This window comes from Curtobacterium sp. MCLR17_039, assembly GCF_003234745.1.
GTDB classification, from domain to species: Bacteria; Actinomycetota; Actinomycetes; order Actinomycetales; family Microbacteriaceae; genus Curtobacterium; species Curtobacterium flaccumfaciens.
Genome location: NZ_QKTF01000006.1, coordinates 192,043 through 217,873 on the forward strand (window position 1 = coordinate 192,043; position 25,831 = coordinate 217,873).

The 25,831-nt window shown below is 69.5% G+C and carries 22 protein-coding genes; 13 read left to right on the plus strand and 9 right to left on the minus strand.

What is annotated here, in order from left to right; genetic code table 11:
• Positions 1-37 precede the first annotated feature (37 nt).
• From DEJ00_RS09880 to DEJ00_RS09905, 7 genes are all read left to right on the plus strand, one after another.
• Positions 38-5,443 (plus strand): DUF6531 domain-containing protein, encoded by a 5,406-nt coding sequence (locus DEJ00_RS09880; RefSeq protein WP_111057223.1) that lies wholly within the window; start codon positions 38-40, stop codon positions 5,441-5,443.
• Positions 5,440-6,144: a hypothetical protein gene (locus DEJ00_RS18275; RefSeq protein ID WP_146247935.1), complete on the plus strand. Its 705-nt coding sequence runs from the start codon at positions 5,440-5,442 to the stop codon at positions 6,142-6,144. Before DEJ00_RS09880 ends, DEJ00_RS18275 begins: the two co-directional genes overlap by 4 nt.
• Positions 6,145-6,487: 343 nt before the next feature.
• Positions 6,488-7,177, plus strand: coding sequence for a hypothetical protein (locus DEJ00_RS18280; protein ID WP_146247936.1), 690 nt, complete (start codon positions 6,488-6,490; stop codon positions 7,175-7,177).
• A 204-nt stretch (positions 7,178-7,381) separates the two neighbouring features.
• Entirely contained in the window at positions 7,382-7,792 is a 411-nt protein-coding gene (locus DEJ00_RS09890) for a DUF6188 family protein (RefSeq protein ID WP_111057225.1), read from the plus strand.
• On the plus strand, positions 7,789-8,205 hold the full coding sequence (locus DEJ00_RS09895) for a DUF6188 family protein (protein WP_111057226.1): 417 nt from the start codon (positions 7,789-7,791) through the stop codon (positions 8,203-8,205). The genes DEJ00_RS09890 and DEJ00_RS09895 overlap by 4 nt, the downstream gene beginning before the upstream one ends.
• Before the next feature lie 59 nt (positions 8,206-8,264).
• Entirely contained in the window at positions 8,265-8,810 is a 546-nt protein-coding gene (locus tag DEJ00_RS09900) for a hypothetical protein (protein ID WP_146247937.1), read from the plus strand.
• 105 nt (positions 8,811-8,915) lie between these two features.
• Positions 8,916-9,422 (plus strand): hypothetical protein, encoded by a 507-nt coding sequence (locus DEJ00_RS09905; protein WP_111057228.1) that lies wholly within the window; start codon positions 8,916-8,918, stop codon positions 9,420-9,422.
• Here the strand turns inward: DEJ00_RS09905 and DEJ00_RS09910 are convergent.
• Both DEJ00_RS09910 and DEJ00_RS18790 read right to left on the minus strand, forming a co-directional pair.
• Positions 9,419-9,760 (minus strand): ribonuclease E inhibitor RraB, encoded by a 342-nt coding sequence (locus DEJ00_RS09910; RefSeq protein ID WP_111057229.1) that lies wholly within the window; start codon positions 9,758-9,760, stop codon positions 9,419-9,421. The genes DEJ00_RS09905 and DEJ00_RS09910 overlap by 4 nt on opposite strands.
• An 87-nt stretch (positions 9,761-9,847) precedes the next feature.
• The gene (locus DEJ00_RS18790) at positions 9,848-9,976 is read right to left on the minus strand and encodes a hypothetical protein (RefSeq protein WP_258373620.1); all 129 of its coding nucleotides are present in this window, start codon (positions 9,974-9,976) and stop codon (positions 9,848-9,850) included.
• Between the two features lie 313 nt (positions 9,977-10,289).
• Here DEJ00_RS18790 and DEJ00_RS09915 point away from each other — a divergent pair, with 313 nt between their 5' ends.
• The gene (locus tag DEJ00_RS09915) at positions 10,290-10,661 is read left to right on the plus strand and encodes a hypothetical protein (RefSeq protein WP_111057230.1); all 372 of its coding nucleotides are present in this window, start codon (positions 10,290-10,292) and stop codon (positions 10,659-10,661) included.
• 227 nt (positions 10,662-10,888) lie between these two features.
• On the opposite strand, the gene DEJ00_RS09920 is transcribed toward DEJ00_RS09915, so the two are convergent.
• Complete coding sequence (locus DEJ00_RS09920; RefSeq protein WP_146247938.1) at positions 10,889-12,112, minus strand: alpha/beta fold hydrolase; 1,224 nt, start codon at positions 12,110-12,112, stop codon at positions 10,889-10,891.
• Between the two features lie 23 nt (positions 12,113-12,135).
• Between DEJ00_RS09920 and DEJ00_RS09925 the strand changes: the two genes are divergently transcribed.
• From DEJ00_RS09925 to DEJ00_RS09940, 4 genes are all read left to right on the plus strand, one after another.
• Complete coding sequence (locus tag DEJ00_RS09925; protein WP_017886108.1) at positions 12,136-12,717, plus strand: DUF3000 domain-containing protein; 582 nt, start codon at positions 12,136-12,138, stop codon at positions 12,715-12,717.
• On the plus strand, positions 12,714-14,057 hold the full coding sequence (locus DEJ00_RS09930) for an HRDC domain-containing protein (protein WP_375537592.1): 1,344 nt from the start codon (positions 12,714-12,716) through the stop codon (positions 14,055-14,057). Before DEJ00_RS09925 ends, DEJ00_RS09930 begins: the two co-directional genes overlap by 4 nt.
• Before the next feature lie 128 nt (positions 14,058-14,185).
• Positions 14,186-15,403 carry a thiolase family protein gene (locus tag DEJ00_RS09935; protein ID WP_027465475.1) on the plus strand — a complete coding sequence of 406 codons (1,218 nt, stop codon included), beginning with the start codon at positions 14,186-14,188 and terminating at the stop codon, positions 15,401-15,403.
• Positions 15,404-15,405: 2 nt separating this feature from the next.
• Complete coding sequence (locus DEJ00_RS09940) at positions 15,406-17,544, plus strand: 3-hydroxyacyl-CoA dehydrogenase NAD-binding domain-containing protein (RefSeq protein ID WP_111057231.1); 2,139 nt, start codon at positions 15,406-15,408, stop codon at positions 17,542-17,544.
• A 126-nt stretch (positions 17,545-17,670) separates the two neighbouring features.
• Here DEJ00_RS09940 and dxs read toward each other — a convergent pair whose 3' ends face one another.
• From dxs to dut, 5 genes are all read right to left on the minus strand, one after another.
• Positions 17,671-19,608, minus strand: a complete 1,938-nt coding sequence (gene dxs / locus DEJ00_RS09945) for a 1-deoxy-D-xylulose-5-phosphate synthase (RefSeq protein WP_111057232.1) — start codon at positions 19,606-19,608, stop codon at positions 17,671-17,673.
• Positions 19,609-19,759: 151 nt separating this feature from the next.
• Positions 19,760-22,576, minus strand: coding sequence for an aconitate hydratase AcnA (gene acnA, locus DEJ00_RS09950; protein ID WP_027465472.1), 2,817 nt, complete (start codon positions 22,574-22,576; stop codon positions 19,760-19,762).
• A 128-nt stretch (positions 22,577-22,704) separates the two neighbouring features.
• Entirely contained in the window at positions 22,705-23,520 is an 816-nt protein-coding gene (locus tag DEJ00_RS09955) for a DUF3159 domain-containing protein (RefSeq protein WP_111057233.1), read from the minus strand.
• Positions 23,521-23,552: 32 nt separating this feature from the next.
• A complete protein-coding gene (locus DEJ00_RS09960; protein WP_232536646.1) occupies positions 23,553-24,275 on the minus strand; it encodes a DUF3710 domain-containing protein in 723 nt (240 codons plus the stop codon).
• A complete protein-coding gene (gene dut, locus DEJ00_RS09965; protein ID WP_071403948.1) occupies positions 24,272-24,763 on the minus strand; it encodes a dUTP diphosphatase in 492 nt (163 codons plus the stop codon). Before dut ends, DEJ00_RS09960 begins: the two co-directional genes overlap by 4 nt.
• A 63-nt stretch (positions 24,764-24,826) precedes the next feature.
• Here dut and DEJ00_RS09970 point away from each other — a divergent pair, with 63 nt between their 5' ends.
• Positions 24,827-25,258 (plus strand): DUF3093 domain-containing protein, encoded by a 432-nt coding sequence (locus DEJ00_RS09970; protein ID WP_110859581.1) that lies wholly within the window; start codon positions 24,827-24,829, stop codon positions 25,256-25,258.
• 135 nt (positions 25,259-25,393) lie between these two features.
• Here the strand turns inward: DEJ00_RS09970 and DEJ00_RS09975 are convergent, their stop codons facing one another.
• On the minus strand, positions 25,394-25,693 hold the full coding sequence (locus DEJ00_RS09975; protein ID WP_017886098.1) for a DUF4193 domain-containing protein: 300 nt from the start codon (positions 25,691-25,693) through the stop codon (positions 25,394-25,396).
• Positions 25,694-25,831: the final 138 nt, after the last annotated feature.

Here is a 25,831-nt window from a genome sequence, read left to right on the forward strand (position 1 = left end):
ACAGGATGAGCCCGTCAGCATCTGGGGGGAATTGACGATGGCGAAGATCCACGGGAACGATCCGACCGGCTACTCGTACAGCGCGGCGGACACGCTCAAATCGGCGTCGACGGCGCTCGCGTCGTCGATCGGCGGCCAGGCCGGATCGCGGTCGTCGTCGGTGACGACCGCGACTGCGCAGTTCCGGGGGTACTTCTCCGAGGTCTTCGCGGACAACGCCGACATCGGCGCACGCAGCGCGACCAAGCTCGTCGAGTCGTTGCAGAGCCTGTCGGGGTTCGTGCAGGAACTCCGCGACGCCGCGAAGGACGAGGACGACCGGCGGAAGCAGGCGAAGGCGTGGGACGCCCGCAAGCGTGAACGCGAGGAGAACTTCTTCGTCGGCGCCGGACACGAGATCTCGACGTGGTTCGGCGGGGGCGACGACCCGAAGCCCCCGGAGCCGGAACCGGAGCCGCGGCTGCAGGCGGACGAGGTCAGCGTCAAGGGGCGCGAGATCCCCGCGGGTGGTGGGACCAGCGGTGGGACGTCGTCGGCCGTCCCCGAAGACCTCCGCTCCTTCGAGGCGAACACCCGCACGCTCGACTCCGACCTGTCGGGTGCCGTCTCCACGTTCCGCAACGCCCTGAGCGACTACGAGGCCGAGTGCAACCCCTGCTGGGGCACGCTGAACGCCCAGTCGCTGCTGACCGCCGTCAACGACTGGCTCACCGCGAACGGGCAGGACGCCGACTGGGCGGGCACCGTCGCCGCGCAGTTCGAAGCCGCCGGTGGTGGTGCCGGGCCCGCGACGCTGTCGGACGCGGCGATCGCGGCGGCCCTGTCCGCGGCGGGCATCGACGCCGGACGTGACGACTTCACCATCGGACCGTTCTCGGCGATGGGGACGCCTCCGACGAACGGGTTCGCCGACGATCCCGTCAACACCGCCACGGGCAACTTCCTGGAGCCCGAGACCGACCTGTCGTTCGCCGGGCAGGCGGCGTCGCTCCGGCTCACCCGGATGTACAACTCGCTCGACGGCCGTGCCGGGGTGTTCGGGCTCGGGTGGTCCTCGATCCTCGACACCCGGCTGGAGATCACCGACGACGCCGCGTCGGTCGTGCTCGACGACGGCCGGCAGGTCGACTTCCCGCGGCAGGGCGACGGCTGGGACCGCGCGGTCGGCGAGGACCTGTGGCTCCGGGCCGAGGGGGACGCCCTCGTCGTCCAGGACAACGCCGGCGGTCACTGGGCGTTCACGCCGTCCGGACTGTGGTTGCGCAGCGGCCGTGGAGCCGGCACCACCGTGACCGTTCGGCGTGACGAGCAGGACCGCATCACCCGCCTGTCGCACGTGTTCGGACGGTTCATCGACGTCGAGTACGCGGGCGACCGCGTGGCGTCGACGAGCGCCTCCGACGGACGCCGCGTGGAGTACCACTACGACGATGCTCGTCGACTCGTCCGTGCGACGGACGCCGTCGGCAGCCGTCGGTACCGCTGGAACGACGACGGGCTGATCGACCGCGTGACCGCTGCCACGGGTGTGGTCGAGTGCGAGAACACCTACGACGCCCGTGGCCGTGTCGTCGAGCAGCGCACGCCGTTCGGACGGCGCGTGCGGTTCGCGTACCTGCCGGGCCGCGTCACCTCGGTCTCCGACGTCGACGGCGACCACACCAACACGTGGATCGCCGACCGCAAGGGCCGGGTCGTCGGGATCATCGACACCGACGGGCGGCGTCAGTCGATGTCGTACGACCCGCACGGCAACCTCGTCTCGGTGACCGAGCGCGACGGGCAGGTGACCGTCCACGGGTACGACGAGCGGGGACGGCGCGTCCGGACCGTGACACCGGAGGGCGCCGACCTGACCTTCGGGTACGACGAGCAGGACCGCATGACCACGGTGGTCACCGCGAACGGCGGGGTCGTCGAGTACGAGTACGCGGGCGACGACCGGAACCCCTCCGTCGTCATCGACCCTGTCGGCGGTCGCACGCTGCTCGAGTGGTGGGACGGCCTGCTCGTGGGGACGACCGATCCGATGGGCGTCGTCGTCTCCTTCCACCACGATGCGTCCGGTGAGCTCACCGGGGTCGAGAACGCCGTCGGCGACACCGCGCAGTTGGTCCGCGACCCCGGTGGCCGGATCATCGAGGCCGTCACACCGCTCGGCAACCGGACCCGGTACCGCTACGACGCCGCCGGCCTGCTCACCGCGCGTGAGGACCCGGACGGCGGGCTGTGGCGGTTCGAGCACGGCGACGGCGGTCGGGTCACGGCGACGATCGATCCGACCGGTGCCCGCACCGAGGTCGCCTACGGCCAGCACGGCGAGATCGTGTCCACCACGGATCCCCTCGGTCGCGTCGTGACGAAGGACTTCGACGCCTTCGGCAACGTCTCGTCGATGACCCTGCCCGACGGTGCCGAGTGGGCGTTCGTGCACGACGCGCTCTCCCGACTTGAAGCCGTGGTCGACCCGGCCGGCGGCACCTGGACACGCGAGCACGACGCGGTCGGAGCCCTCGGCGCGACGGTCGACCCCACCGGTGTCCGTACCGAGGTGGGGCGCTCGCGCGCTGACGGCGTCTCCACGGTCCGGGACGCCTTCGATGCCGTGTCCGTCACGACCGACGAGTTCGGGCGCCCGACCCGGCTCGAGCACACAGACGCCTCCGCCGAACTCGCGACGTACGACGCCTGCGGCCGCCCGGTCGAGCTCGTCGACGCGGACGGTGGGCTCACCAGGATCGAGCGTGACCTGGCCGGACGCGTCGTCGCCGTCACCACCCCGGCAGGCCGCACCACCCGGTACGAGTACGACGCGTGCGGCCGCCCGGTCAGCGCGATCGACCCCGCCGGCGCACGCACCACGCTGACCTACGACGCCGATTCACGGGTCGTCGCGCGCACCCTGCCGACCGGCGAGGTCGCCCGGACCGAGTACGACCGCCAGGGCCGGGTCGTCCATGCAGACGTCCCCGGAGTCGGCACCGCGCGGTACCGGTACGACCGCGTGGGTCGGGTCGTGTCGGCGCGGGACACCCGTTTCGGCCAGCGGACCTTCCGCTACGACGCCGCCGGACAACTCGTCGCCGCGGTGAACGGGCTCGGCGGCACCACCCGCTACGAGTACGACCAGCGTGGGCGCCTCGTCCGCACCGTCGATCCGCTGGGTGGGGTGACCGTCCGCACGTACACGCAGCTCGACAAGGTGGCCTCGTCCACCGATCAGCTCGGTCGCACGACGACGGCGACCTACGATGCGGCCGGGCGCCAGCTCACCCAGACGGACCCGGACGGGAGCGTCCTTCGGTGGGAGTACGACGCGGCCGGTCGTGAATCCGCGCAGTACGCCGGTGACCGTTTGATCGGCCGCATCGACCGCGATGCGCGTGCTCGCACGGTGACGATCACCGACGAGACCCGTCCCGACTCCCCCGCCACCCACGTCCTCGAGTTCAGCCGACTGGGCCAGCTCGTCCGCCGTGCCACCGGCGCGCGCGAGACCCGGTGGACCCACGATGCCGACGGACTCCGCACCTCGGTGCAGTCCCCTGACGGGTCCACGACCCGGTACGAGCACGACGCCACCGGACGGGTCGTCCGCGTCGACCACTCGGCCTTCGGCGAGGTCCGGTACGAGCACGACGCGGCGGGGCGGCTCCTGCAGGCCCGCGCCGGCGATCAGCTGCAGACCTGGGAGTACGCGAACGGACACGTCGTCCGGCACGCGCGCATCGACTCGGACGGCACGCACGCCAGCACGATCGAACGCGACGCCGACGGGCGCATCACCCGGGTCGACGGACCCGGCGGGAGCACCACCTACGAGCACGACGATGCCGCGCAGCTGGTGGCGTCCGTCCAGGACGGCAGTCGCACCGGCTGGGTCTACGACGTCGCTGGTCGTCTGGTCGAGGAACGGACGGACTCCGGGGCCCGACGGTTCACGTACGACGCCGCCGGACAGCTGACCAGGGTCGACGCTCCGGACGGGGCGCCCGAGGCGGAGTACGCCTACGACGGCGCAGGTCGACGGGTACAGACGGTCCGAACGGACGGCGTCGCGACCACGTACCGCTGGACCCCGCAGAGTCACCTCACCGGGGTGGCGGAGACCACCGCGGCAGGCAGCACCACGACCGACCTGCACGTCGACGCCCTCGGTGAACTCGCCGATGTCGACGGCGTCCAGATCGACTGGGACACCGCCGCGTTCGCGCCGACGCTCCTCGCTGTCGGCGACACACCGGTCGTCCGTGCTCCCGGTGGTCTCACCGGCGTGGACGACGGGTGGGCCACCAGCGGTCGACGCACGACCAGAGCAGCCGACGATGCCGACCCGTGGCAGACGCTCGTCGACCTCGGCGGCTCCGGCCTGCCGGGCGGGGTCGCCCTCGGCGCCGACGGTTCGCTGCAGGTCGCCGGCTTGGAGTGGATGGGTGCTCGCGCCTACGACTCGTCGTCGCGCGGCTTCCTGTCCGTCGACCCGGTCACCGCGCCCGCGGGAGCAGCCTGGGCGGGCAACCCGTACTCGTTCGCCGGCAATGATCCGCTGCACGCCATCGACCCGCTCGGACTCGCGCCGGTCACCGACGCCGAGCTCGAGGCCTACGCAGCGGCGCAGCAGGGGCCGCTCGCACGTGCCGCAGCCGCGACCGGTGACTGGTTCGCGAACAACTGGGAGTACGTCGCCGGTGGCGCGATGGTCGTCGCCGGCGGTGTGCTCGTCGCCACCGGCGTCGGCGGTCCGGTCGGCATGATGCTCATCAGCGCCGGTGCCGACACCATCATCCAGAAGGCCACGACCGGCGAGGTGAACTGGGGCCAGGTCGCCGTCAGCGGGGCCTTCGGTGCGGTCGGCGGTGGTGCCGGTGCCCTGATCGGCAAGCAACTGGTCAAGAACGCAGCAGAAGGGGCGGCGGAGAACGTCGCGAACTACGCGGTGAGTGGCCAACCCGTGACCCCCGGTGGTCTGCTCCGGAACGCGGCCGAAGGTGCGGCGACGTCGGCGGCGACCGGCGGCACCATGTCGAAGGTCCACCTCCCGACGGCGGTCTCGAAACTCGACGACTTCGCGCCGACTCCGCCTGTTCCAACAACGATCTATCGCGGCATCAACGCCGCGCATCACCGGTTCGAGGCAGCAAAGAACGGGGAAGCATTGCCCGGAGACTTACAGGGGCACCAAGATGGCGCCATGCACAACGGAGGAAACAGCCGAGAAAGCAAGCTCACCAGCTGGACCACCGACCGAACCGTCGCCGAGCGATTCGCGTCCGACCCATATGGAGACGGCGAACTCACACCTGGAGGCCGCGGCGTGATCCTCAGCACAGATCTCGAGCCGTACCGGAGCAGGGTAGTTCCCGGGCCTGACGAGTTCGGTGAGTCGGAAGTCCTCATCCGCGGAGTCGTCCGTGGCGCAAAGGTGGAGAGGTACGAGAGTTGAGCGAAGTCATGACTGTCGAGGTGCTCGAAGGGATGATCGAGCGCTCGGGATTGAACGTTCCAGCAGATGCGCTGACCCTGTTGACAGAACTGCCACCTGAACAGGAATTGTTTGTAGACCAGTTCGAGGCAGCCGAATTCGAGAGAATGGTGCGGGACAATTACCTGGTTCGATCTCCGAACTTAGTTGAACTTCTAGCGCCACTGCATGATCTTGGCAATGGATCGATCCTATTTTGCCAGGCCGAGGCGGGCGAGCGGATCGCGTCCTTCGTCGTAGACGCCGAACACCAAGTTCCGCTCGCAGCGACATACCTCGATCGCGCACCGACGCAAAAAACAATCTCCGTAGGAGCACTTCGTCATCTCTTGAAGGAATTGACAACCCCGGCCGCTTTGAAGGCGTCCGCGGCGCTTCTGCCTCAAGCCTGTGAAGAAGATCTCCGACTCAGCGTACAGGACGCCTCGAGCATCGCGCGGACACTTTGGACGAAGTACAACTTGGCCAGGGAGAAAGGTGTCGTCGTGATTGGGTTGGAAGAATTCACGACGAATCTCGCTCTCCTCGGTTCTACCGAGGTTCGCCTGTGTTTCGTGTGGCTTGAGGACTCCCTCGTGACTGTCGCACTCGAAAAGGAAAGGGACCAGGTGATGGGCGCGCTGTTCGTCACCAACTTCATCGGGAAACCAGGCGAACGTTGAGAACCAGTCTGGTCGCGGCCGATGACGACACCGCGTATCACCCGCGACGGCGGATCCAGTTGTGCGCATCGATTCTGTCGACAGCACCACGGTGACAGTCGTCTTCGACGAGGCAGTAGTCAACCCGACGATGAGATTGGACAACCAACCGACGTGTTGCTGAAGGCTTCGCATCAGACCCCAGCGGTGCGGGTGTCTACAACCCGGAAGGCCGCGGAGTTATTCTGAGCACAACGCTCGAAGAGCACGCGCACAAGGTAGTGCCGGGTCCAAGCATTCCGGAGGAGGCCGAGGTGCTCATCAAGGGAATCGTCAGCGACGCACATGTGGAGAGGTTCGGCCCGTGGTAAAGACACTTGAGCCTGGCGAGATGTTGCGCCTACTGAACACGGCGAGGGCCCCCGAAGCCATTCGCGAAGCGGTTGCTCGGTTTGATCGGAACACCCTGTTCGATGTTTCGATATTTCCTGCTTCGTCTCTCGCAAACACGATTCAAAAGGCGTACCCGCGACGCGCGTCAGTATTTGCTCCGTTGATCGAGGCTCTGAAACCACTCGCGGACACACAAGTCATCTACTGCCAGGCGGCTGTCGCGGACGAGGTTATAGCCGTGATCCTGCGCAACTCCGACCGCTCGTTCGCCGCAGCGATCAAACATGATGCCTCCGGAGACCGCCGCAATATCTCTCTCACGAGACTTCTGCTGAACCTTCGATCCTCACCGATCCCCCTAGCTTCAGATATGGTTCGCGAGCTCGAATCAAGTCGGGGAGATCGTCTCATCGCACTGCATCCGCAGTCAGTCAAGGACACAGCAGTGATGTTCCCGGGGAAGTACTCACCTGCGAGGCACGACGGGGTAGCCATCGACGGACTCGAAGACTTCGTATCCCAGCTCTTGGTCATGGGGGATGCGACAGTCCTGCTGGCTACCGTAGACACCACAACGGGCTACTGGATCATCGCTCTGGGCGAGGGCGATGAGTCGGTGATCGGTGTCATGTCGGTGCAGAATGACGACAGCGTTCAATGAGAAACGAATCGGTCCGGATGGTCCCCTTTTCCATCGACAGTCTTGAACTTCCGTGATCTACAGAGGCGATGCCGAATGCCCCCCGGACTGATCAGTTCCTGTTCGAGGCACGACCGCCCGCCTCTCGGACTGACAGACAGGATTCGGGCGCGTGTGTGCCCTACGTTGTCGGCTCCGCGTCAGATCTAGGACGAGTGAACGATCATGGCCAGTGACACGGCAGACCCTTCCGGGGGCGCGATGACCGTCGAGCGCGCGGGCACGCTCGACCTCATAGGCGTCGACTTCCGGCTCGAGCTGGGGTTCGGCAACGGCTACCGCGTCCAGCTCGAATCCGAGTGCACCGTCACCGACCGGTCCGGAAGCACCGCGGTCGTCGATCCCGACCGCAAGGACTCACTGCTCCCGGTCCTGCGGCTGTTCGGTGCCGAGCTCGTTCGGAGTTCGACCGAGAACGGCGTACTGACGCTGATCTTCGACGGCGGGGACACCGTCGTCGCCGGTCCCGATGCCGAGTTCGAGTCCTGGCAGGTCTCCGGGCCGAAGGGTCGCCCGGCCCGCACCGATCCGCCGACCGGAAGCACGGGCACGGGCACGGAAGGAGATCGAGGATGAGCGGCGTTCCGCGCCAACCCTTCGCGCTGGACATCGCCGGCGACACCGTCGACCTCATCAGCATCGGACCAGACGTGACGATCCGCTTTTCGAGCGGTGCGTCGCTCCGGTTCGAGACCGACTTCGCGCTGACCGGCTCTGACGGGGAGCACGCGTTCCTCGATCCCGGCGACAAATCGTCCCTGCTCGACCTCCTTGCCCTGCACAACAAGGTCGTCTCGGACGGTGCAGTCACGGGCGCGCGGATCGCCATCCGGTTCGCCTCGGGTGAGTTGCTCGAGGGCTGGTCGAACCGCCGAGGTCCGTCCTGGCACTACAGCGAACCGGGCCGCGCACGGGTGGACATCGACGCCCTGCCCGACGGTGACATGCAGTACCGATACAGCCCGTCGTCCGTGGGTGTCCGACGGTGACGCGCGCACCCTCGGACGTCTCGGTCACGCACCTCCGAGCGGTCACCAACGGAACGGCTGTGGACCTGCCAGACCGTGTCGTCGACGTCCTCGCCGCAGTGGGATCGGTCGCGCAAGTGCTCGTCTCCGACGTGTCCGCACGCTCGTTCGCAGCGGTCATCCGGCAGTCCTACTCGAAGCAGGAGCCGAACCTCGTACCGTTCATCGACCCACTCGAAGCCCTCGGAGACGAGCTCGTCCTGATCTGTCAGGTCGAGCACGGCGATGAACTCGTGACGGTCGTGTTGCGCGCGACGGACCGGACGCTCGTGGCTGCCACGGCGGTCGACCGCTCCGTCGGACTCGTCCACATCACCGTCCAGGAGCTGTGCAGGCGCCTGCGCGCATCAGACGCCCCGGGGGCCGAACTGGCGCTCGAGGTGGCATCGCGGTGTCTGGCCGAGGAACGGCTGCGCATCTTCGAGCAGGGCGCGCTGTCGACGGCACGAACCTTCCTGACGAAGTACACGATGGCCGCGGAGAAGGGCTTCGACGTCCGCGGACTCGACGGGTTTGCACGTGCCGCTCGGCGACGAGCAGCCGGGGTTCTGCATCGTGCAGGCTGACACATGGGTCGGATTCACGGCGTTCACGCCCGGCAGGACCGACGTCCTCGCTGCCATGAGCGTGGGCGGCCTCTCGCCCCAGACCGAGACGACCGAGGAGAACGGATGACCACGACAGTGCCGGGCGACCTGGGGATGGTCACCTACCGGATCCCCGCTGCTCGCATCGTGCTGCCCGACCTGGTGCAGTTCTTCTCAGAGCTCGAAACATCAGAGCTCGATTCACCAGAGCTCATCTGGGTCCTCACGACCCTGTACGCCGTCACGTCCCCTGACAAGCCGGTCCAAGCGCTCCCACTCGAACGCCGCGTCGACGCGGCGGCGGAACCCGGGCTCATCCTGAGCCATGCCGAGGCGATGGAGATCGCTGACAGCACGCGGCAGCTCATCGACGGCGAGTTCCTCGGGTACCTCCCCGGCTCGGACCTGACCGACGAGTCGAACCTGGTCGTCCGGATCGACGCGTTCGACAGCGGCGAATGGACCGTGACGGTCCGACCGCCGCTCACGACGATGAGCGAGGCCTTCGACCGGACGCACGGCCCGGCGCAGCCCGGCCGACCGGCGACCCGTCTCGAGGAGTTCGGGCGAGGCCAGCAAACGACGATCTAGATGCTCGCTTCGTAGCCGTCCCACTGCGCGCCGGAGGTCTCCGCGGTGATCCCTTCGAAGAACCGCACCGCCTCGCCGAGTCTGGCATCGTCGACGAGCACGTTCTGCTGATCGGCGGCGACGTACCACTCCACACCGGACGGCTTGACCGCGACGTTCCATCCGGCGGCGGCGATCCGCGCGGAGGCAGCCCTGGCGGAGCCACCGTCGGGGAAGTAGACGAAGTGCACCCAGTCGCGCGGCTGGGACAAGTCGCCGCCCCGCTGCACGATCTGCTGCAGCACGGGGTTCGTCGGCAACGAGGGCACCGTCTCGGGGCGCTTGCGGAACGGCCACATGGGTCGATTGTCGCAGACGGCACCACCGACAAACGGGAGGCGCGGTGCCAGCTGACACCGCGCCTCCCGTCCGCCCTTCGGTCGCGTCTACCGCGCGCTGGCCGCCCCGCGCCGCTGGACCACCTCGGTGAGCCACGCGAGGATCCGGGCGTCGAACCAGTCGGCATCGTGGTTCCACAGCGCGACGACGTCGCCGGCGACCGGCGGGGTGCTCAACCAGGTTGATCTGCCGACGGCGGTGAAGAAGCTCGGCGACGAGTTCCCGACGCCCTTCGAAGGTCAGAAGATCTCCCGTGTCTACGGCGGAGATGCTCAGGCGACCGGTGCCTCATGGTCGCCGTCCCACCCTGGTTCTGTTGCCGACCACGCGACGTCGCAGGACTACCGTCAGGGAAGAGCGAGCCCGATCACAGCGTGAACTCGGGGCAGTTCCTGCTCGAAATAACGTTGCGCGACCCCCTCCCGAACGGCATCGAGAAGGGCGCGATCCAGCTCGATCGCGTCAGCGGCATCAATCCGGAGTTCTGACATGCAAGAAGTCTTCTTTCTCTCGTCCATGGACAGCAAGCGGTTCTCGTCCGTCTTCCGGTGCGAAGTGGAACGACCGATCGAGCTCCCGAACGGTCACCATGCGCTGATGGTCACCTGCGATCCCCCGCTGAACGGTCAGGAGCTCGGCCACCCGCTGGGCGTCGGGGAGCTGTTGCTCTGGGGTCGCTTCGAAGACGAAGACCTCTGGACCTTCCCCGCCTTCCCGCACTTCGTGCAGATCTGTCTCCCTGACGTCGATCTGCCTGTCCATGTCATGCCTCCGAGCATCGCATGGGGCGAGATCTACAAGACCGAGGCAGACGCGCACGCCCACGAGATGAGCGCCCGCCCGCGCTCCTCGACGAAGTGATCGATCTGGTCGGCAAGCTCCGGCAGACTCGCGAACCGCCCGACGAGGCAGCAGGAAGCGCCTCGAACGGAGCGATTGCCGGACCACCCGCTTCGTGAGCAGGAATGGTCGGGTGTCGGACGGTGACCCGACCATTTCTGCTCACGATGCGACCGAACGGACGCAAGGACGGACGGGAGGCGCGGTGTCAGCTGGCACCGCGCCTCCCGTCCGCCCTTCGGTCGCGTCTACCGCGCGCTGGCCGCCCCGCGCCGCTGGACCACCTCGGTGAGCCACGCGAGGATGCGGGCGTCGAACCAGTCGGCGTCGTGGTTCCAGAGCTTGGTGTGCCGGGCCGTGGTCTGGATCTCGAGCCGCACCAGATCGGGCCGTGCGCGGGCCAGGTCGTGCGAGGCCGAGGACGGCACGAACCCGTCGTCGTCGCTGTGCAGCAGCAGGATCGGCACCGTGAGCTCGTCGGAGCGCGTGACCATGTCGAGCTCGCGCAGGTCCACAGGAGCCTGGAGCCCGGCGAGCCGGTGCAGCACCGGCGTGCGGAGCAGGCGTTGCGCGACCTTGCGGACCGGACGCGGCAGACGCAGGAGCTGGCTCTGCGACTTCAGCACCGCGTGCCAGTCGACCACCGGGGACTCCAGCACCACCCCGTCGACCAGGCCGGCGAAGCGCGAGCGGAGCAGGGTCTGCAACACGACGGCGCCACCCATCGACCAGCCCATGAGCACGACGCTCTGGGCGTCCTGCGCGGTGAGCCAGCGGAGGACGGAGTCGACGTCCTCCCACTCGGTGCTGCCGAGGCCGTAGCGGCCGTCGACGCTCGGCGGGGCGACGCCGTCGTTCCGCCACGAGGCGAGCACCACCGAGTACCCGGCGGCGCGGAACACCGGGACGGCGCGGATCGTCTCGGCACGCGTGACGCCACGGCCGTGCACCAGGACCGCCCAGGGCGCTGCCGGGTCGTCGGCGCGGACGACCCACGCGGGAGCGGGGCCGTTCGGGGTGGGGATGTCGACGTCCTCGACGGGCACGTCGAGTTCGCCGGGGGTCAGGTAGAACCAGCCACCCCAGCGACCGCGACGGGCGGCGGTGGGGTCGCCGGCGTCGATCGCGATGATGCGGCGCGTGACGGTGGTGTCGGTCGTGCCGAGGACCTCGCCGACGCGCATGTGGCCGGTGCCGCCGCCGAACCAGAGCGAGTAGCGGCCCTGCAGCTCGGTGTCGGCCGTGCGCTCGATCGTGACGGTCTTCCGGACGGGGTCGACGGCGTGGATCGGGACGCGCTCGTTGCGCTTGCGGTCGGGGGTGACCACGGCGCGGGCGACGGCGGCGACGAAGCCACCGATGACGGCCGTCCCCACCGCGGCAGCTGCCAGACCGGCGCCGAGTGCGATGAACCCGGCCGATCGAGCGGTCTCCTGGACGACGTCCTCGGCGGGTCGCGCGGATCGGGACATGGCCCGGAGCCTAGTCTGCATGTGTGTCCGAAACCCGAGAGCCCGACGCCTTCGCGCGGCTCCGCGCGTTCGTGTCCGGCGGCAGCGGCCGTGCCGAGACCACCGTCACCGAGATCCCCTCGCCGACCCGGATCGCACCGTTCTCGATCGCCCTGGCGGCGGACGTGTCCGGCACCGCGCACGGCGTCGAGTCGGACCTGGGCACCGGCCGGTTCATCGCCCTGTACGACCCGGAAGAACCCGAGGGCTGGGGCGGCGCGTTCCGCGTCGTCTCGTTCGCCCAGGCACCGCTCGAGCCGGAGATCGGCGTCGACGAGTTCGTCGCCGACGTGACCTGGAGCTGGCTCGTCGACGCGCTCGAGTCGCACGGTGCGACGTACGACCACGCCTCCGGCACGGCCACCAAGATCATCTCGCGCGGGTACGGCGACCTCGCCGCACAGGGCGACGGCGCCCAGCTGGAACTCCGCGCGTCGTGGACACCACGCGGCGACGACCTCACCGCACACGTCCGGGCCTGGCAGGACATCGTCGCCATGCTCGCCGGTCTGCCGCCCGCATCGGACGGCGTGACCCTGCTGGCCCCGAGGAGGCTCGCCAAGTGACCGACCCCGCTCCCCAGGACGCCGCTGGATCGACCGGCCCGGCTGCGTCCGCAGCCACGGCTGCCGGCTCGACTGCTCCGGCTGCCGCTGCTGGCTCGGCCGCTCCGGCCGCCGCCGCCAGCCCCGCCTTCGAGGCATCGCACGACGCCGTCAAGGTGATCGACACGCGCGAGGACTACCTCGAGGCGGTCGCCGCCATCGCCGCCGGCCACGGCCCCGTCGCGGTCGACGCCGAGCGCGCCAGCGGCTACCGTTACTCGCAACGCGCGTACCTGATCCAGGTGTTCCGCCGCGGTGCCGGTGCGTTCCTGTTCGACCCGATCCCGATCGGCGACTTCTCGGAGCTGCAGGCCGCCATCGTCGACGAGGAGTGGCTGTTCCACGCCGCCTCGCAGGACCTGCCGTGCCTGCAGGAGGTCGGCCTCGTCCCGACGCGCATCTTCGACACCGAACTCGGCGCCCGCATCGCCGGGTTCCCCCGTGTCGGCCTCGGAGCCGTCGTCGAGCAGCTGCTCGGCATCACCCTGGCGAAGGCGCACTCGGCCGCCGACTGGTCGACCCGTCCCCTGCCGCAGTCGTGGCTCGTCTACGCGTCGCTCGACGTCGAGCTGCTGCCCGACCTCCGCGACGCCCTCGCCGAGAAGCTCGACGAGGCCGGCAAGACCCGGATCGCCCAGGAGGAGTTCGACGCGGTCCTGCACCGCGCGCCGAAGCCCGCTCGTGCCGAGCCCTGGCGTCGGCTGTCCGGCATGCACGCGCTCCGTGGTGCTCGAGCACTGGCGATCGCCCGGTCGCTCTGGCTCGCCCGCGACGAGTACGCCCGACAGGCGGACATCGCCCCCGGACGCACGATCCCCGACTCGGCGATCGTCGCCGCCGCGGCCGCCGCACCCGAGTCCCGCGCCGAACTCGGTGCGCTGAAGACCTTCACGGGCCGCGCCAGCCGTTCCGAGCTCGACCGCTGGTGGGCCGCCGTCGAGGAAGGCCGCACCACCGAGGACCTCCCCCGTCTCCGCGGTGCCGGCGAGGCCACCCTGCCCCCGCCCCGCGCCTGGGCGGACCGCAACCCGGCCGCCGACCGCCGGTACAAGGCCGCGCGCGCCGCGGTCACGAAGCGTGCCGAGGAGCTCGACATCCCGCTCGAGAACCTGCTCACGCCGGAGACGCTCCGGCTCGTGTCGTGGGCCCCGCCGTCGCCGCCGTCGACCGAGCTGGTCGGCGCCGCCCTCGCCGAGCACGATGCCCGTCCGTGGCAGGTCGAGGAACTCGCGTCGATCATCGCGTCGGCCTTTGTCGCTGCTGCACAGCGGCCCGCGGCGACGGACGACGACGAGTCGTAGGAACTGCCCAACCGGCATGCGGCCGCCCAGGCTGGGGGCATAGCGTCGGGAGGGTCGCCGGGCGAGGCCCGGCCAGGCCGGAGCGACCTGCGTTCCGGCCCGATCGATGAGGATCTGGGAGGCCCGGATTGCCAAAGGCATCAGACGTCGTGTTCGTGGACGGCGTTCGCACACCGTTCGGACGAGCCGGCGAGAAGGGGGTGTTCTGGAAGACCCGGTCCGACGACCTCGCGGTGCACGCGATGCGCGGACTGCTCGACCGGAACGCCTTCGACACCGCAGCCGTGGACGACGTCGCCGTCGCGGCGACCACGCAGCAGGGTGACCAGGGGCTGACGCTCGGCCGCACGGTCGGCATGCTCGCGGGTCTGCCGAAGTCGGTGCCCGGCTACGCGATCGACCGCATGTGCGCCGGTGCCATGACGAGCGTCACGACGCTCGCGGGTGCCATCGCCTTCGGCGCCGCCGACATCGCGATCGCCGGTGGTGTCGAGCACATGGGCCGGCACCCGATGGGCTTCAACGCCGACCCGAACCCGCGCTTCGTCGCGGAGCGCATGGTCTCGAGCGACGCCCTCGTCATGGGCGCCACCGCCGAGCGCCTGCACGACCGCTTCCCCGCGATCACGAAGGACCGCACGGACGCCTACGCCGTCCAGTCCCAGCAGCGCTACGCCGCCGCCTGGGCGAACGGCAAGCTCCAGCCGGACGTGATCCCGGTCGAGGTCAACAAGGGCGACGGCTGGGACGTCGTCAGCACCGACGAGCCGCCGCGGCCGGGGACGACCCTGGAGGCGCTGGCCGCGTTGAAGACGCCGTTCCGGCCCCACGGACGGGTCACCGCCGGCAACGCCGCCGGTCTGAACGACGGCGCCACCATGAGCCTGCTCGCGTCCGAGGACGGCGCGAAGCAGCACGGACTGTCGACGAAGATGCGCATGGTCTCGTTCGCCTTCGCCGGCGTCGAGCCCGAGGTCATGGGCGTCGGCCCGGTCCCCGCGACCGACAAGGCCCTGTCGAAGGCCGGCCTGTCGATCGACGACATCGGCCTGTTCGAGATCAACGAGGCGTTCGCCGTCCAGGTGCTCGCGTTCCTCGACAACTACGGCATCGCCCAGGACTCCCCGAACGTGAACGCCTGGGGCGGCGCGATCGCCGTCGGCCACCCGCTCGCGTCGAGTGGCGTCCGGCTGATGAACCAGCTCGCCGCACAGTTCGCCGAGCGACCGGACGTCAAGTACGGCATCACCACGATGTGCATCGGGCTCGGCCAGGGCGGCACCGTCATCTGGGAGAACCCGAACCACAGCAAGTCGGCCGAGCGTTCGGCTCGGAAGGGGGCGTGACCATGACCATCGTCGACAACGACCGACTGGCCGAACTCAGCGAGGACGAGGTCGTCACGCACTCGTTCGTCAAGCACGTCACGATGCCCTCGGGTGGCACGCTGGCGCTCATCACGCTCGACAACGGCAAGGACTACAAGCGGCCGAACACCCTCGGGCCCCGCACGCTCCGTGAGCTCGCCGGCGTGCTCGACACCCTGAAGACCGAGGCCGCCGCCGGCACGATCCAGGGCGTCGCCATCACCGGCAAGGAGTACTGCTTCGCCGCCGGGGCCGACCTGTCCCAGGCAGCGGCGGTCCCGTCGCGCGAGGCCGCCCACGACCTGGCCGCCCTCGGGCACGCCACGCTCAAGAAGTTCGCCGACCTCGGGGTGCCGTCGTTCGCGTTCGTGAACACCCTGGCGCTCGGCGGTGGGCTCGAGATCGCCCTGCACTGCACCTACCGGGCGTTCTCGTCCGCGGCGCAGGGCATCGGGCTCCCCGAGGTGTTCCTCGGCATCATCCCCGGCTGGGGCGGCGCGACGCTGCTCCCCCGCCTGATCGGGCCGGAGCGCGCCCTCCGCGTCATCGTCGAGAACCCGCTCAAGAACAACCGCCTGATGGACGGTCCGGCCGCGGTCGAGATCGGCATCGGTGACGTGCTCGTCCCGTCCGTCACGTTCCTGCCCTCGGCCGTGGCGTGGGCGGACGGCGTCATCACCGGAACGACCAAGGTGGTGCGGAAGAACGAGCCGGGCATGCTCGAGAAGGCCGCATGGGGCACCGTCGTCAAGGTCGCTCGCGGACAGGTCGCGTCGAAGATCGGCACCGTGCCGAAGTCGCCGTTCCGGGCGCTCGACCTCGTCGCCGCCGCCAAGTCGGGTTCGCTCGACGAACGCTTCGCCGACGAGGACGAGGCCCTCGCCGACCTCATCTCGGGCGACCAGTTCGCCGCGTCGATGTACGCCTTCGACCTCGTGCAGAAGCGTGCGAAGAAGCCCGTCGGCGCTCCCGAGGGCGTCGACGCGAAGAAGATCACGAAGGTCGGCGTCCTCGGCGCCGGGCTGATGGCGTCGCAGTTCGCGCTGCTGTTCGCCCGACGCCTGGGCGTCCCCGTCGTCATCACCGACGTCGACCAGTCCCGTGTGGACGCCGGCGTCGAGCGGATCCGCGGCGAGGTCGCGAAGCTGCTCGACAAGGGCCGGATCTCCCCCGACGACGCGAACCGCATCACGGCACTCGTCAGCGGGTCGGTGTCCTACGACGCCTTCGCCGACGCCGACTGGGTGATCGAGGCGGTCTTCGAGGAGATGACCGTCAAGCAGGAGGTCCTCCGGAAGATCGAGCAGGTCATCGCGCCGGACGCCATCCTCGCCACGAACACGTCGTCGCTCTCCGTCGACGAGATGGCGTCGGTGCTCACCAACCCGGAGCGACTCGTCGGCTTCCACTTCTTCAACCCGGTCGCGGTCATGCCGCTGCTCGAGGTGGTGCGCGCGGCGAAGACCTCGGACGAGGCCCTCGTCACCGCACTCGCCGTCGCGAAGACCCTGAAGAAGACCGCGATCATCACCGCGGACCAGCCGGGCTTCGTCGTCAACCGGGTGCTCGCCCGGGTGCTCGGCGAGGCGATGCGCGGCGTCGAGGGGGGCACCTCGTTCGACACCGTCGCCCAGGGTGCCGCACCACTCGGCCTGCCGATGTCACCGTTCGAGCTGCTCGAGCTCGTCGGGCTGCCGGTCGGCGCGCACGTGCTCGACTCGCACCACGCGGCCTGGCCCGAGCGCTTCTACCCCGGCGACGGCCTGAAGAGGATCGCCGAGCACGGGACGATCCTGACCCGGGACAAGAAGGGCAACGTGACCGGGTACGACCCCGCAGCCGTGAAGCTCGTCGCGCCGTCCAAGAAGGACGCGACGCCGGTCGACGCCGCCGAGATGCAGCGCCGGTTCGAGGACGCCCTGGCCGACGAGCTGCACCGCATGCTCGAGGACCGGGTCGTCGAGCACGTCGAGGAGATCGACCTCGGGCTCATCCTCGGTGCGGGGTACCCGTTCCAGGCCGGTGGGATCAGCCCCTACCTCGACCGCTCCGGCGCGTCCGAGCGAGTCTTCGGCGGCACGTTCCACGAGCCTCGGATCGTCGGCCCCGCTTCCCGCTAGAGCCCAGTACGCAAAACACCGGTGTTCGCGCACCGAACACCCGCAAAACGCGGCGTGGAGCGCGAACACCGGTGTTTTGCTGAACGGAACGGACCGAACCGGTGCTGAACGGAGCGGACCGCGCGGTCAGCGGTCGGACGCCGCGGACTCGCGGGACCGCGCGGGCTTCGCCTGCGGCAGCTTCGTCCCGACGACCTGGTCGATGACGTCGCGGGCGATGGCCTGCGCCGTCAGCCCCGCGTCGGCGAGGATCTGCAACCGGGTCGCGTGGTCGATGAACGCGTCGGGCAGCCCGAGCTCGTTCACCCCGGTGTCGACCCCGGCAGCGCGCAGGTCCTGCCGCAGCCGGGTCCCGACGCCGCCGACCCGCACGCCGTCCTCGATGGTGATCACGAGTCGGTGCGTCCGCGACAGCTCGATCAGCGACGTCGGGATCGGCACCACCCAGCGCGGGTCCACGACGGTGACGCCGATGCCCTGCGCCTCGAGCAGCGCCGCGGCCTCGAGTGCCACCGGCACCATCGACCCGACGGCGACGAAGAGCACGTCCTCGACGTCGTCCGCGGCGGCGTGCAGGACGTCCACACCATCGGGGAGACGACGGACCGCGGGGATGTCCGGTCCGACCTGCCCCTTCGACCACCGCAGCACGGTGGGGGCGTCGTCGACGGCGATCGCCTCGCGGAACTCCTCGCGCAGCGTCGGGGCATCGCGGGGCGCGGCGATCCGGATCCCCGGCACGACCTGCAGCAGCGCGAGGTCCCACATGCCGTGGTGCGAGGGGCCGTCCGGGCCGGTGATGCCGGCACGGTCGAGCACGAACGTCACGCCGGCCCGGTGCAGGGCGACGTCCATCAGCACCTGGTCGAACGCGCGGTTCAGGAAGGTCGCGTAGAGCGCCACGACCGGGTGGAGACCGCCGTAGGCCAGGCCCGCGGCGGTCGTCACGGCGTGCTGCTCGGCGATGCCGACGTCGTAGACCCGGTCGGGGTGCTGCTCCTGGAACAGGTGGAGCCCCGTCGGCCGGAGCATCGCCGCCGTGATGGCGACGATCCGGGGATCCGAGGCGCCGGCATCGGCCAGGGAAGACGCGAACACCGACGTCCACGACGGCCCCGATGCGGCGTCGAGCGACTCCCCCGTCTCCGGGTCGATGTGCCCGACGGCGTGGAACTGGTCGGCCTGGTCGCGCAGGGCGGGCTCGAAGCCGTGGCCCTTCTCGGTGATCGCGTGCACGATGACGGGAGCGCCGTACTCCTTGGCCTGCCGGAGCGCTGCTTCCATCGCCTGCTGGTCGTGGCCGTTCACCGGGCCGATGTACTTGATGTCGAGGTTCGAGTACAGCGCCTCGTTGTTCGTCAGCCGCGACAGGAAGCCGTGCAGGCCCCCGCGCATGCCTCGGTACACCGCACGACCCGGAGCGCCGAACCGGGCCGCCACGGCCTGCGTGCCCTCGTACAGGGCCCGGTACTCGCGGCGGGTGCGCACGGAGCTCAGGAACCGCGCCATGCCACCGATCGTCGGGGCGTACGAACGGCCGTTGTCGTTGACGACGATGACCAGGCGACGGTCGTTGTCGTCGGAGATGTTGTTGAGCGCCTCCCACGTCATGCCGCCGGTGAGCGCGCCGTCCCCGACCACCGCGACGACGGTGCGGTCGGTCTGCCCGGTCTGCCCGAACGCGCGGGAGATGCCGTCGGCCCACGACAGCGACGACGACGCGTGCGAGGACTCGACGATGTCGTGCTCGGACTCGCTCCGCTGCGGGTAGCCGGCGATGCCGCCGCGTTCGCGCAGCTTCGAGAAGTCCTGACGGCCGGTCACGAGCTTGTGCACGTACGACTGGTGCCCGGTGTCGAAGACGAACGGGTCGTTCGGTGAGTCGAACACGCGGTGCATCGCGAGCGTCAGCTCCACGACGCCCAGGTTCGGCCCGAGGTGCCCACCGGTCTTCGCGACCTCGGCGACCAGGAAGCGCCGGATCTCGGCGGCGAGGTCGGTCATCTGCGCGTCGGAGAGACGCTTCAGGTCGCGCGGCGACGTGATGCTGGCGAGCAGGCTCACGGGCGCTCCTTTCGTGGGTACCAAGCCATCACCCTATTCCCGCTACCAGGTGACGGACTGGAGGCCCGTGGCGGTGTCGCCACGGGCCTCCGGTCCGATCTGTGGTCGCGTCAGCGACCCGTGCCTACGACGCTCCTGTCGTTCAACGGACTCAGACGAGCGAGCGGAGCACGTACTGCAGGATGCCGCCGTTGCGGTAGTAGTCGGCCTCGCCGGGGGTGTCGATGCGGACGACCGCGTCGAACTCGATCGGCTGCTTGCCGGCCGGCGAGTGCTCGCTCGGCGTCGCGGTGACGTGCACCGTCTTCGGGGTGCGGCCCTCGTTCAGCTCGGTCAGCCCGGAGATCGACACGACCTCGGTGCCGTCGAGCCCGAGGGACTCGACCGTCTCACCCGCCGGGAACTGCAGCGGGACGACGCCCATGCCGATGAGGTTGGAGCGGTGGATCCGCTCGAAGCTCTCGGTGATGACCGCGCGGACCCCGAGCAGGTTCGTGCCCTTGGCCGCCCAGTCACGGGACGAGCCGGAGCCGTACTCCTTGCCACCGAAGATGACGAGCGGGATGCCCTGCTCCTGGTAGTGCTGCGAGGCGTCGTAGATGAACGACTGCGCACCGTCGGGCGTCGTGAAGTCACGGGTGTAGCCGCCCTCCACGCCGTCGAGCAGCTGGTTGCGCAGACGGATGTTCGCGAACGTGCCGCGGATCATGACCTCGTGGTTGCCGCGACGCGAGCCGTAGGAGTTGAAGTCCTTGCGGTCGACGCCGTGCTCGGCGAGGTACTGGCCGGCGGGGCTGTCGGCCTTGATCGAACCGGCCGGCGAGATGTGGTCGGTCGTGACCGAGTCGCCGAGCTTCGCGAGCACCCGGGCGCCGGAGATGTCCGACACCGCGTCGGGCTGCATCGTCATGCCCTCGAAGTACGGGGGCTTCCGGACGTAGGTCGACTCCTGGTCCCACTCGAAGGTGTCGCCGGTCGGAGTCGGCAGGTTCTTCCAGCGGTCGTCGCCCTCGAACACGGAGCCGTACTCGTGGGTGAACATCTCGGTGTCGATCGACTCGTCGATGACCTGCTGCACCTCGGCCGCGTCGGGCCAGATGTCGGTCAGGTAGACGTCGTTGCCGTCCTGGTCGGTGCCGAGGGCGTCCTTGTCGAAGTCGAAGTGCATCGACCCGGCGAGGGCGTAGGCGATGACCAGCGGCGGGGACGCCAGGTAGTTCATCTTGACGTCGGGGTTGATCCGGCCCTCGAAGTTGCGGTTGCCCGAGAGCACCGCGGTGACGGCGAGGTCGTTGTCCTGCACGGCCTGCGAGATCTCCTCGGGCAGCGGGCCCGAGTTGCCGATGCAGGTGGTGCAGCCGTAGCCGACCGTGTAGAAGCCGAGCTGCTCGAGGTAGGTGGTGAGACCGGCCTTCTCGTAGTAGTCGGTGACGACCTTCGACCCGGGTGCGAGGGTGGTCTTCACCCAGGGCTTCGCGGTGAGGCCCTTCTTCGCGGCGTTCCGGGCGAGGATGCCGGCGGCCATCATGACCGACGGGTTCGACGTGTTCGTGCACGAGGTGATCGCGGCGATCGCGACGGCACCGTGGTCGATCGTGAACGGGTCGGCCCCGTCCATCGCGACCTTCGTCGGCGCGGAGGCGGTCGACGGTGCGCTCGACACGTGCACGTGCTCGTGCAGCGCCGTGTCCTCGTTGGTCGAACCGGCGGCGATCGGGTCGGAGGCCGGGAACGTCTCCTCGACCGCGTCGTCGAGGTCGGTCTGCTCGGACGGCGTCGTGTAGTTGTTCAGGTCGAGCTCGAACTGGCTCTTCGCGTTCGTGAGCTCGATGCGGTCCTGCGGACGCTTCGGGCCCGAGATGGACGGCACGACCGTCGAGAGGTCGAGCTCCATGTACTCGGAGTAGTTCGGCTCGACCGAGGCGTCGTGCCACAGGCCCTGGGCCTTGGAGTACGCCTCGACCAGCGCGATCTGCGCCTCGTCGCGACCGGTCAGCCGCAGGTAGTCCAGCGTGACGTCGTCGACCGGGAAGATCGCCGCCGTCGAACCGAACTCGGGCGACATGTTGCCGATGGTGGCGCGGTTGGCGAGCGGGACGGCGCCGACGCCCTCGCCGTAGAACTCGACGAACTTGCCGACGACGCCGTGCTTGCGGAGCTCCTGCGTGATGGTGAGCACCACGTCGGTCGCGGTCACGCCGGCCGGGATCTCACCGGAGAGCTTGAAGCCGACGACCTTCGGGATGAGCATCGACACGGGCTGGCCGAGCATCGCGGCCTCGGCCTCGATGCCGCCGACGCCCCAGCCGAGCACGCCGAGGCCGTTCACCATCGTAGTGTGCGAGTCGGTGCCGACCAGGGTGTCCGGGTACGCGTAGGTCTCGCCGTCGAAGTCACGCGTGTAGGTGACCTTCGCCAGGTACTCGATGTTCACCTGGTGGACGATGCCGGTGCCCGGCGGGACGACCTTGAAGTCCTCGAACGCGGTCTGGCCCCAGCGGAGGAACTGGTAGCGCTCACCGTTCCGCTCGTACTCCAGGTCCGTGTTGCGCTGCAGGGCGTCCGTGCTGCCGAACAGGTCGGCGATGACGGAGTGGTCGATGACCATCTCGGCCGGGGACAGCGGGTTGATCTTGTTCGGGTCGCCGCCGATGTCCGCCATGGCCTCGCGCATGGTGGCGAGGTCGACGATGCACGGCACACCCGTGAAGTCCTGCATGACGACGCGCGCCGGCGAGAACTGGATCTCGGTGTCGGGCTCCGCGTCGGGCCGCCAGGAACCGAGCGCCCGGATCTGTCCCTCGGTGACGTTCTTGCCGTCCTCGGTGCGGAGGAGGTTCTCGAGCAGCACCTTCAGGCTGTAGGGCAACTTCTCGTGCCCGGGAACCGAGTCGATCCGGTGGATCGCGTAGTCGACACCCCCAACCGACAGTGTGTCCTTCGAGCCGAAGCTATTGACTGCAGCCACCGTGCCGCCTCCCTACTGATCGGTTTGCCCTCATCCTCGCGGGCCGTGGACCGTCCCACCAGCAAGGCAAACCTAATCCCGAGAACGCGTGCGCGCCCTGCGAGAACTATCTTGATGTCGAGAGAACTCTACACCGGGGCGACGTCGTCGCGTCGGACGAACACGGTGCGGACCAGCAGCCACGTCACCCAGAGCACCGCCGCGTACAGCGGCACGCCGAGGATGAGCTTCAGCCCGGCGAGCAGTTCGACCTGCGCCGTCAGGTACAGCGGGACCTCCACCGCGAGACGGACCGCGAACAGCCCGACCCAGATCCAGGTGGCGACCGTCAGCACCCGGCGCTTCACCGGGTCGGCGCGCCAGTCGACGTGCGAGCCGTCCTCGTTCGCGGGCAGCAGGAAGCCGACGACGAGCCCGATGAGCGGCCAGCGGATCGCCAGCGTGATCAGCAGCCCGACGAGCCAGACGGCGTTGATGACGATCCCGGGGATGAAGTTGCTCTCCGCACGGCCGGTGATGAGCGCAAGGCCGGCCGAGACCGCGACGCCGAGGATGCCCGCGAACGACATCGTCACCGACTGCCGCTGCAGCAGCCGGAGCACCACGAACACCAGGCCGACCGCCACCGGGATCACGACGCTCGGCACGAGCTCCTTCGTGATCGCGTAGACGACCAGGAACGCGAACCCGGGCAGCACCGACTCGGCGAGGCCGCGCACCCCGCCGACCGCGCCGAGCAGCGCCCGGCCGGACGGCGCCTCACCGGGCGCCACGCGCGCGATGCCGGCGTTCTGCACGGCGTCGCGGAACTGCGCGGAGAAGGACGGTGCGACCGGCGGCTCAGCCGCCGGTGCCACGGCCGGCACCACCGACGGCTCGGCCGCCGGTGCAGCGGGGTCGGAGCCAGCCGTCTCGGGTCGTGGGGTGTCGTCGTGGTCCGGCACCGTGCCTCCAGGCGGGGTTGGTCGTCAGTCGGTCAGATCGCGGTCTGCGTCGACTTGGGCATGTGCAGCGGGATGAGGTCGCGCGGCGGCATCGGAGTCGTGCCGCGCACGACGACGACGCTGCGGAACAGCTCCTCGATCTCGCTGGCGTCATCGGGCTGCTCGGCGGCCTTGCCGGCGATCACCCCGCGCAGGAACCAGCGCGGGCCGTCGACGCCGACGAAGCGGGCCGGACGGGAGCCGGCGGTGCCGCCGTCGCCGTCCACGGCGACCGGGACGGACGCGCGAAGCTCGGGGCCGAACGGGCCGTCGACCTCGGTCACGACACCGCCCTGGCGCTCGATCTGCTCGGCGATCTGGGCGCGGATCTCGTGCCACAGGCCGGTGGACCGGGGCGCCGCGAACGGCTGGACCTGCAGCGTGGACTCGTCGTAGTCGAGCCCGACCGCGACGACGCGCTGCGAGCCCTCCTCGACCTCGAGGCGCAGGTGCAGGCCCTCGCGCGGGAGCACCTTCACCCCGCCCAGGTCGACGTAGGGGCGGACCAGGTTCGCCTCGGTCTCGTCGTGGGGGCCGTTCTCGGCCCGGTCCTCCGGAGCGGACTTGTCCGTCGGGGCGACCGCGTCGACCTCGTCGAGGTCCGCGTCGGCATCCGTCGCGATGTCGACCTCGGGGGACGTGTCCGCGACCTCGATGTCGTCGGTGACGGCGTCCGCCACCTCGACCTCGTCCCGCTTGCGTCGGCCGAACTTCATGCGCGCGTTCCTTCCTGAGCGTCTGCGGCGGCACCGGTCACGGCGTCGCTCCGGTCACCGTAGCCCGACGAGCCGAACCCGCCCTGTCCGCGGACGCTGTCCGGCAGGTCGTCGACCCGGGTGTAGGTCACCTGCGGCACCGGCATCACGATCAACTGGGCGATGCGGTCGCCGACGTGCACCTCGTACGGTTCCGTCTGGTCGGTGTTGAGCAGGGCGACCTTGATCTCCCCGCGGTAGCCGGAGTCGACGGTGCCGGGGCTGTTCACGATCGTGATGCCGTGCTTCGCCGCCAGGCCGCTCCGCGGGACCACGAACGCGGCGTAGCCCTCGGGCAGCGCGATGCGCAGACCCGTGGCGGCCAGGTGTCGTTCCCCCGGCTGCAGCACGAAGGCCTCGGTGGAGACGAGATCGGCACCCGCGTCGCCGGGGTGGGCGTGGCCGGGAGCGTGCTCCCCGGTCCAGAGGACGTCGACTGGTTCGGTCACGTGACGAGGGTAGTGCAGCCGTGACCGTTCCGTGACCTCGCTCGCTCGTGATCGAATGGACCCGTGACCCTGTACCGCGAACGACTCTGGGCCCCGCCCGCCCTCTACCTGGCGACGGCGCTCGTCATCCCCGCCACCCTGCTCGTCTTCCTCCCCATCAGCGTCCTGGCCGGCGTCCTCGTGGCGATCGGGATGGAGCTCGGGGTCCTGGTCCTCCTGTGGGCACTCGCACCCACCATCGAGGTCACCGACACCGAGTTCCGCGCGGGCAAGGCACACCTTCCCCGCACGCTCGTCGGCACGACCGAGGCGTTCGAGGGCGCAGCGGCCACCGAGCAGCGCGGGCCGGCACTCGACGCCCGCGCGTGGACGCTCTTCCGCGGCTACGTCCGGGGGGTCGTCAAGGTCGAGGTGCGCGACGACGCGGACCCCACGCCCTACTGGCTGGTGAGCGTCCGGCACCCGGGCAAGGTCGTCGAGGCGCTGCGGTCCTGACGGACCACGGACCACGGTCCACGGCCTGGAGGCGCGGCTCGGCCCCGCCTCGCAGCACACGACGAAGGCCCCGCATCCCTGGAGGATGCGGGGCCTTCGCTGATCGTTGCGTCGAGGACGACGCGGCTGTGTTCGCTAGAGCGACGCGCACTCCGCGCAGACCGGTCCGAGCTTCGACTCGTGGTCGAGCTGGGAGCGGTGCTTCACGAGGAAGCACTCGACGCAGGTGAACTCGTCGACCTGCGGGGGCAGCACCACGACGTCGAGGTCGACGTCGCTGAGGTCCTGCCCGGCGAGTTCGAAACTGCCGGGGTTGTCGGAATCATCGTCGACGACCCCCGACATCTTGTCGGGAACGCGCTCCTTGAGGGCCTCGATCGACTCCGAGTCGGAGTTGTCGTCGGTCTTCCGGGGGGCGTCGTAATCGGTGGCCATGCCCATCCATTTCTCGTATCGAGAGGTCGTCGCCGGGTGATCGGCGGCGACAGTTTGCACCACGCCCCGCCAGAGCGCAAACCGAGTGCTGCGGCGGGTCGTGCTGGCGGTGCAACCCACGACCGGAACCGGACATTC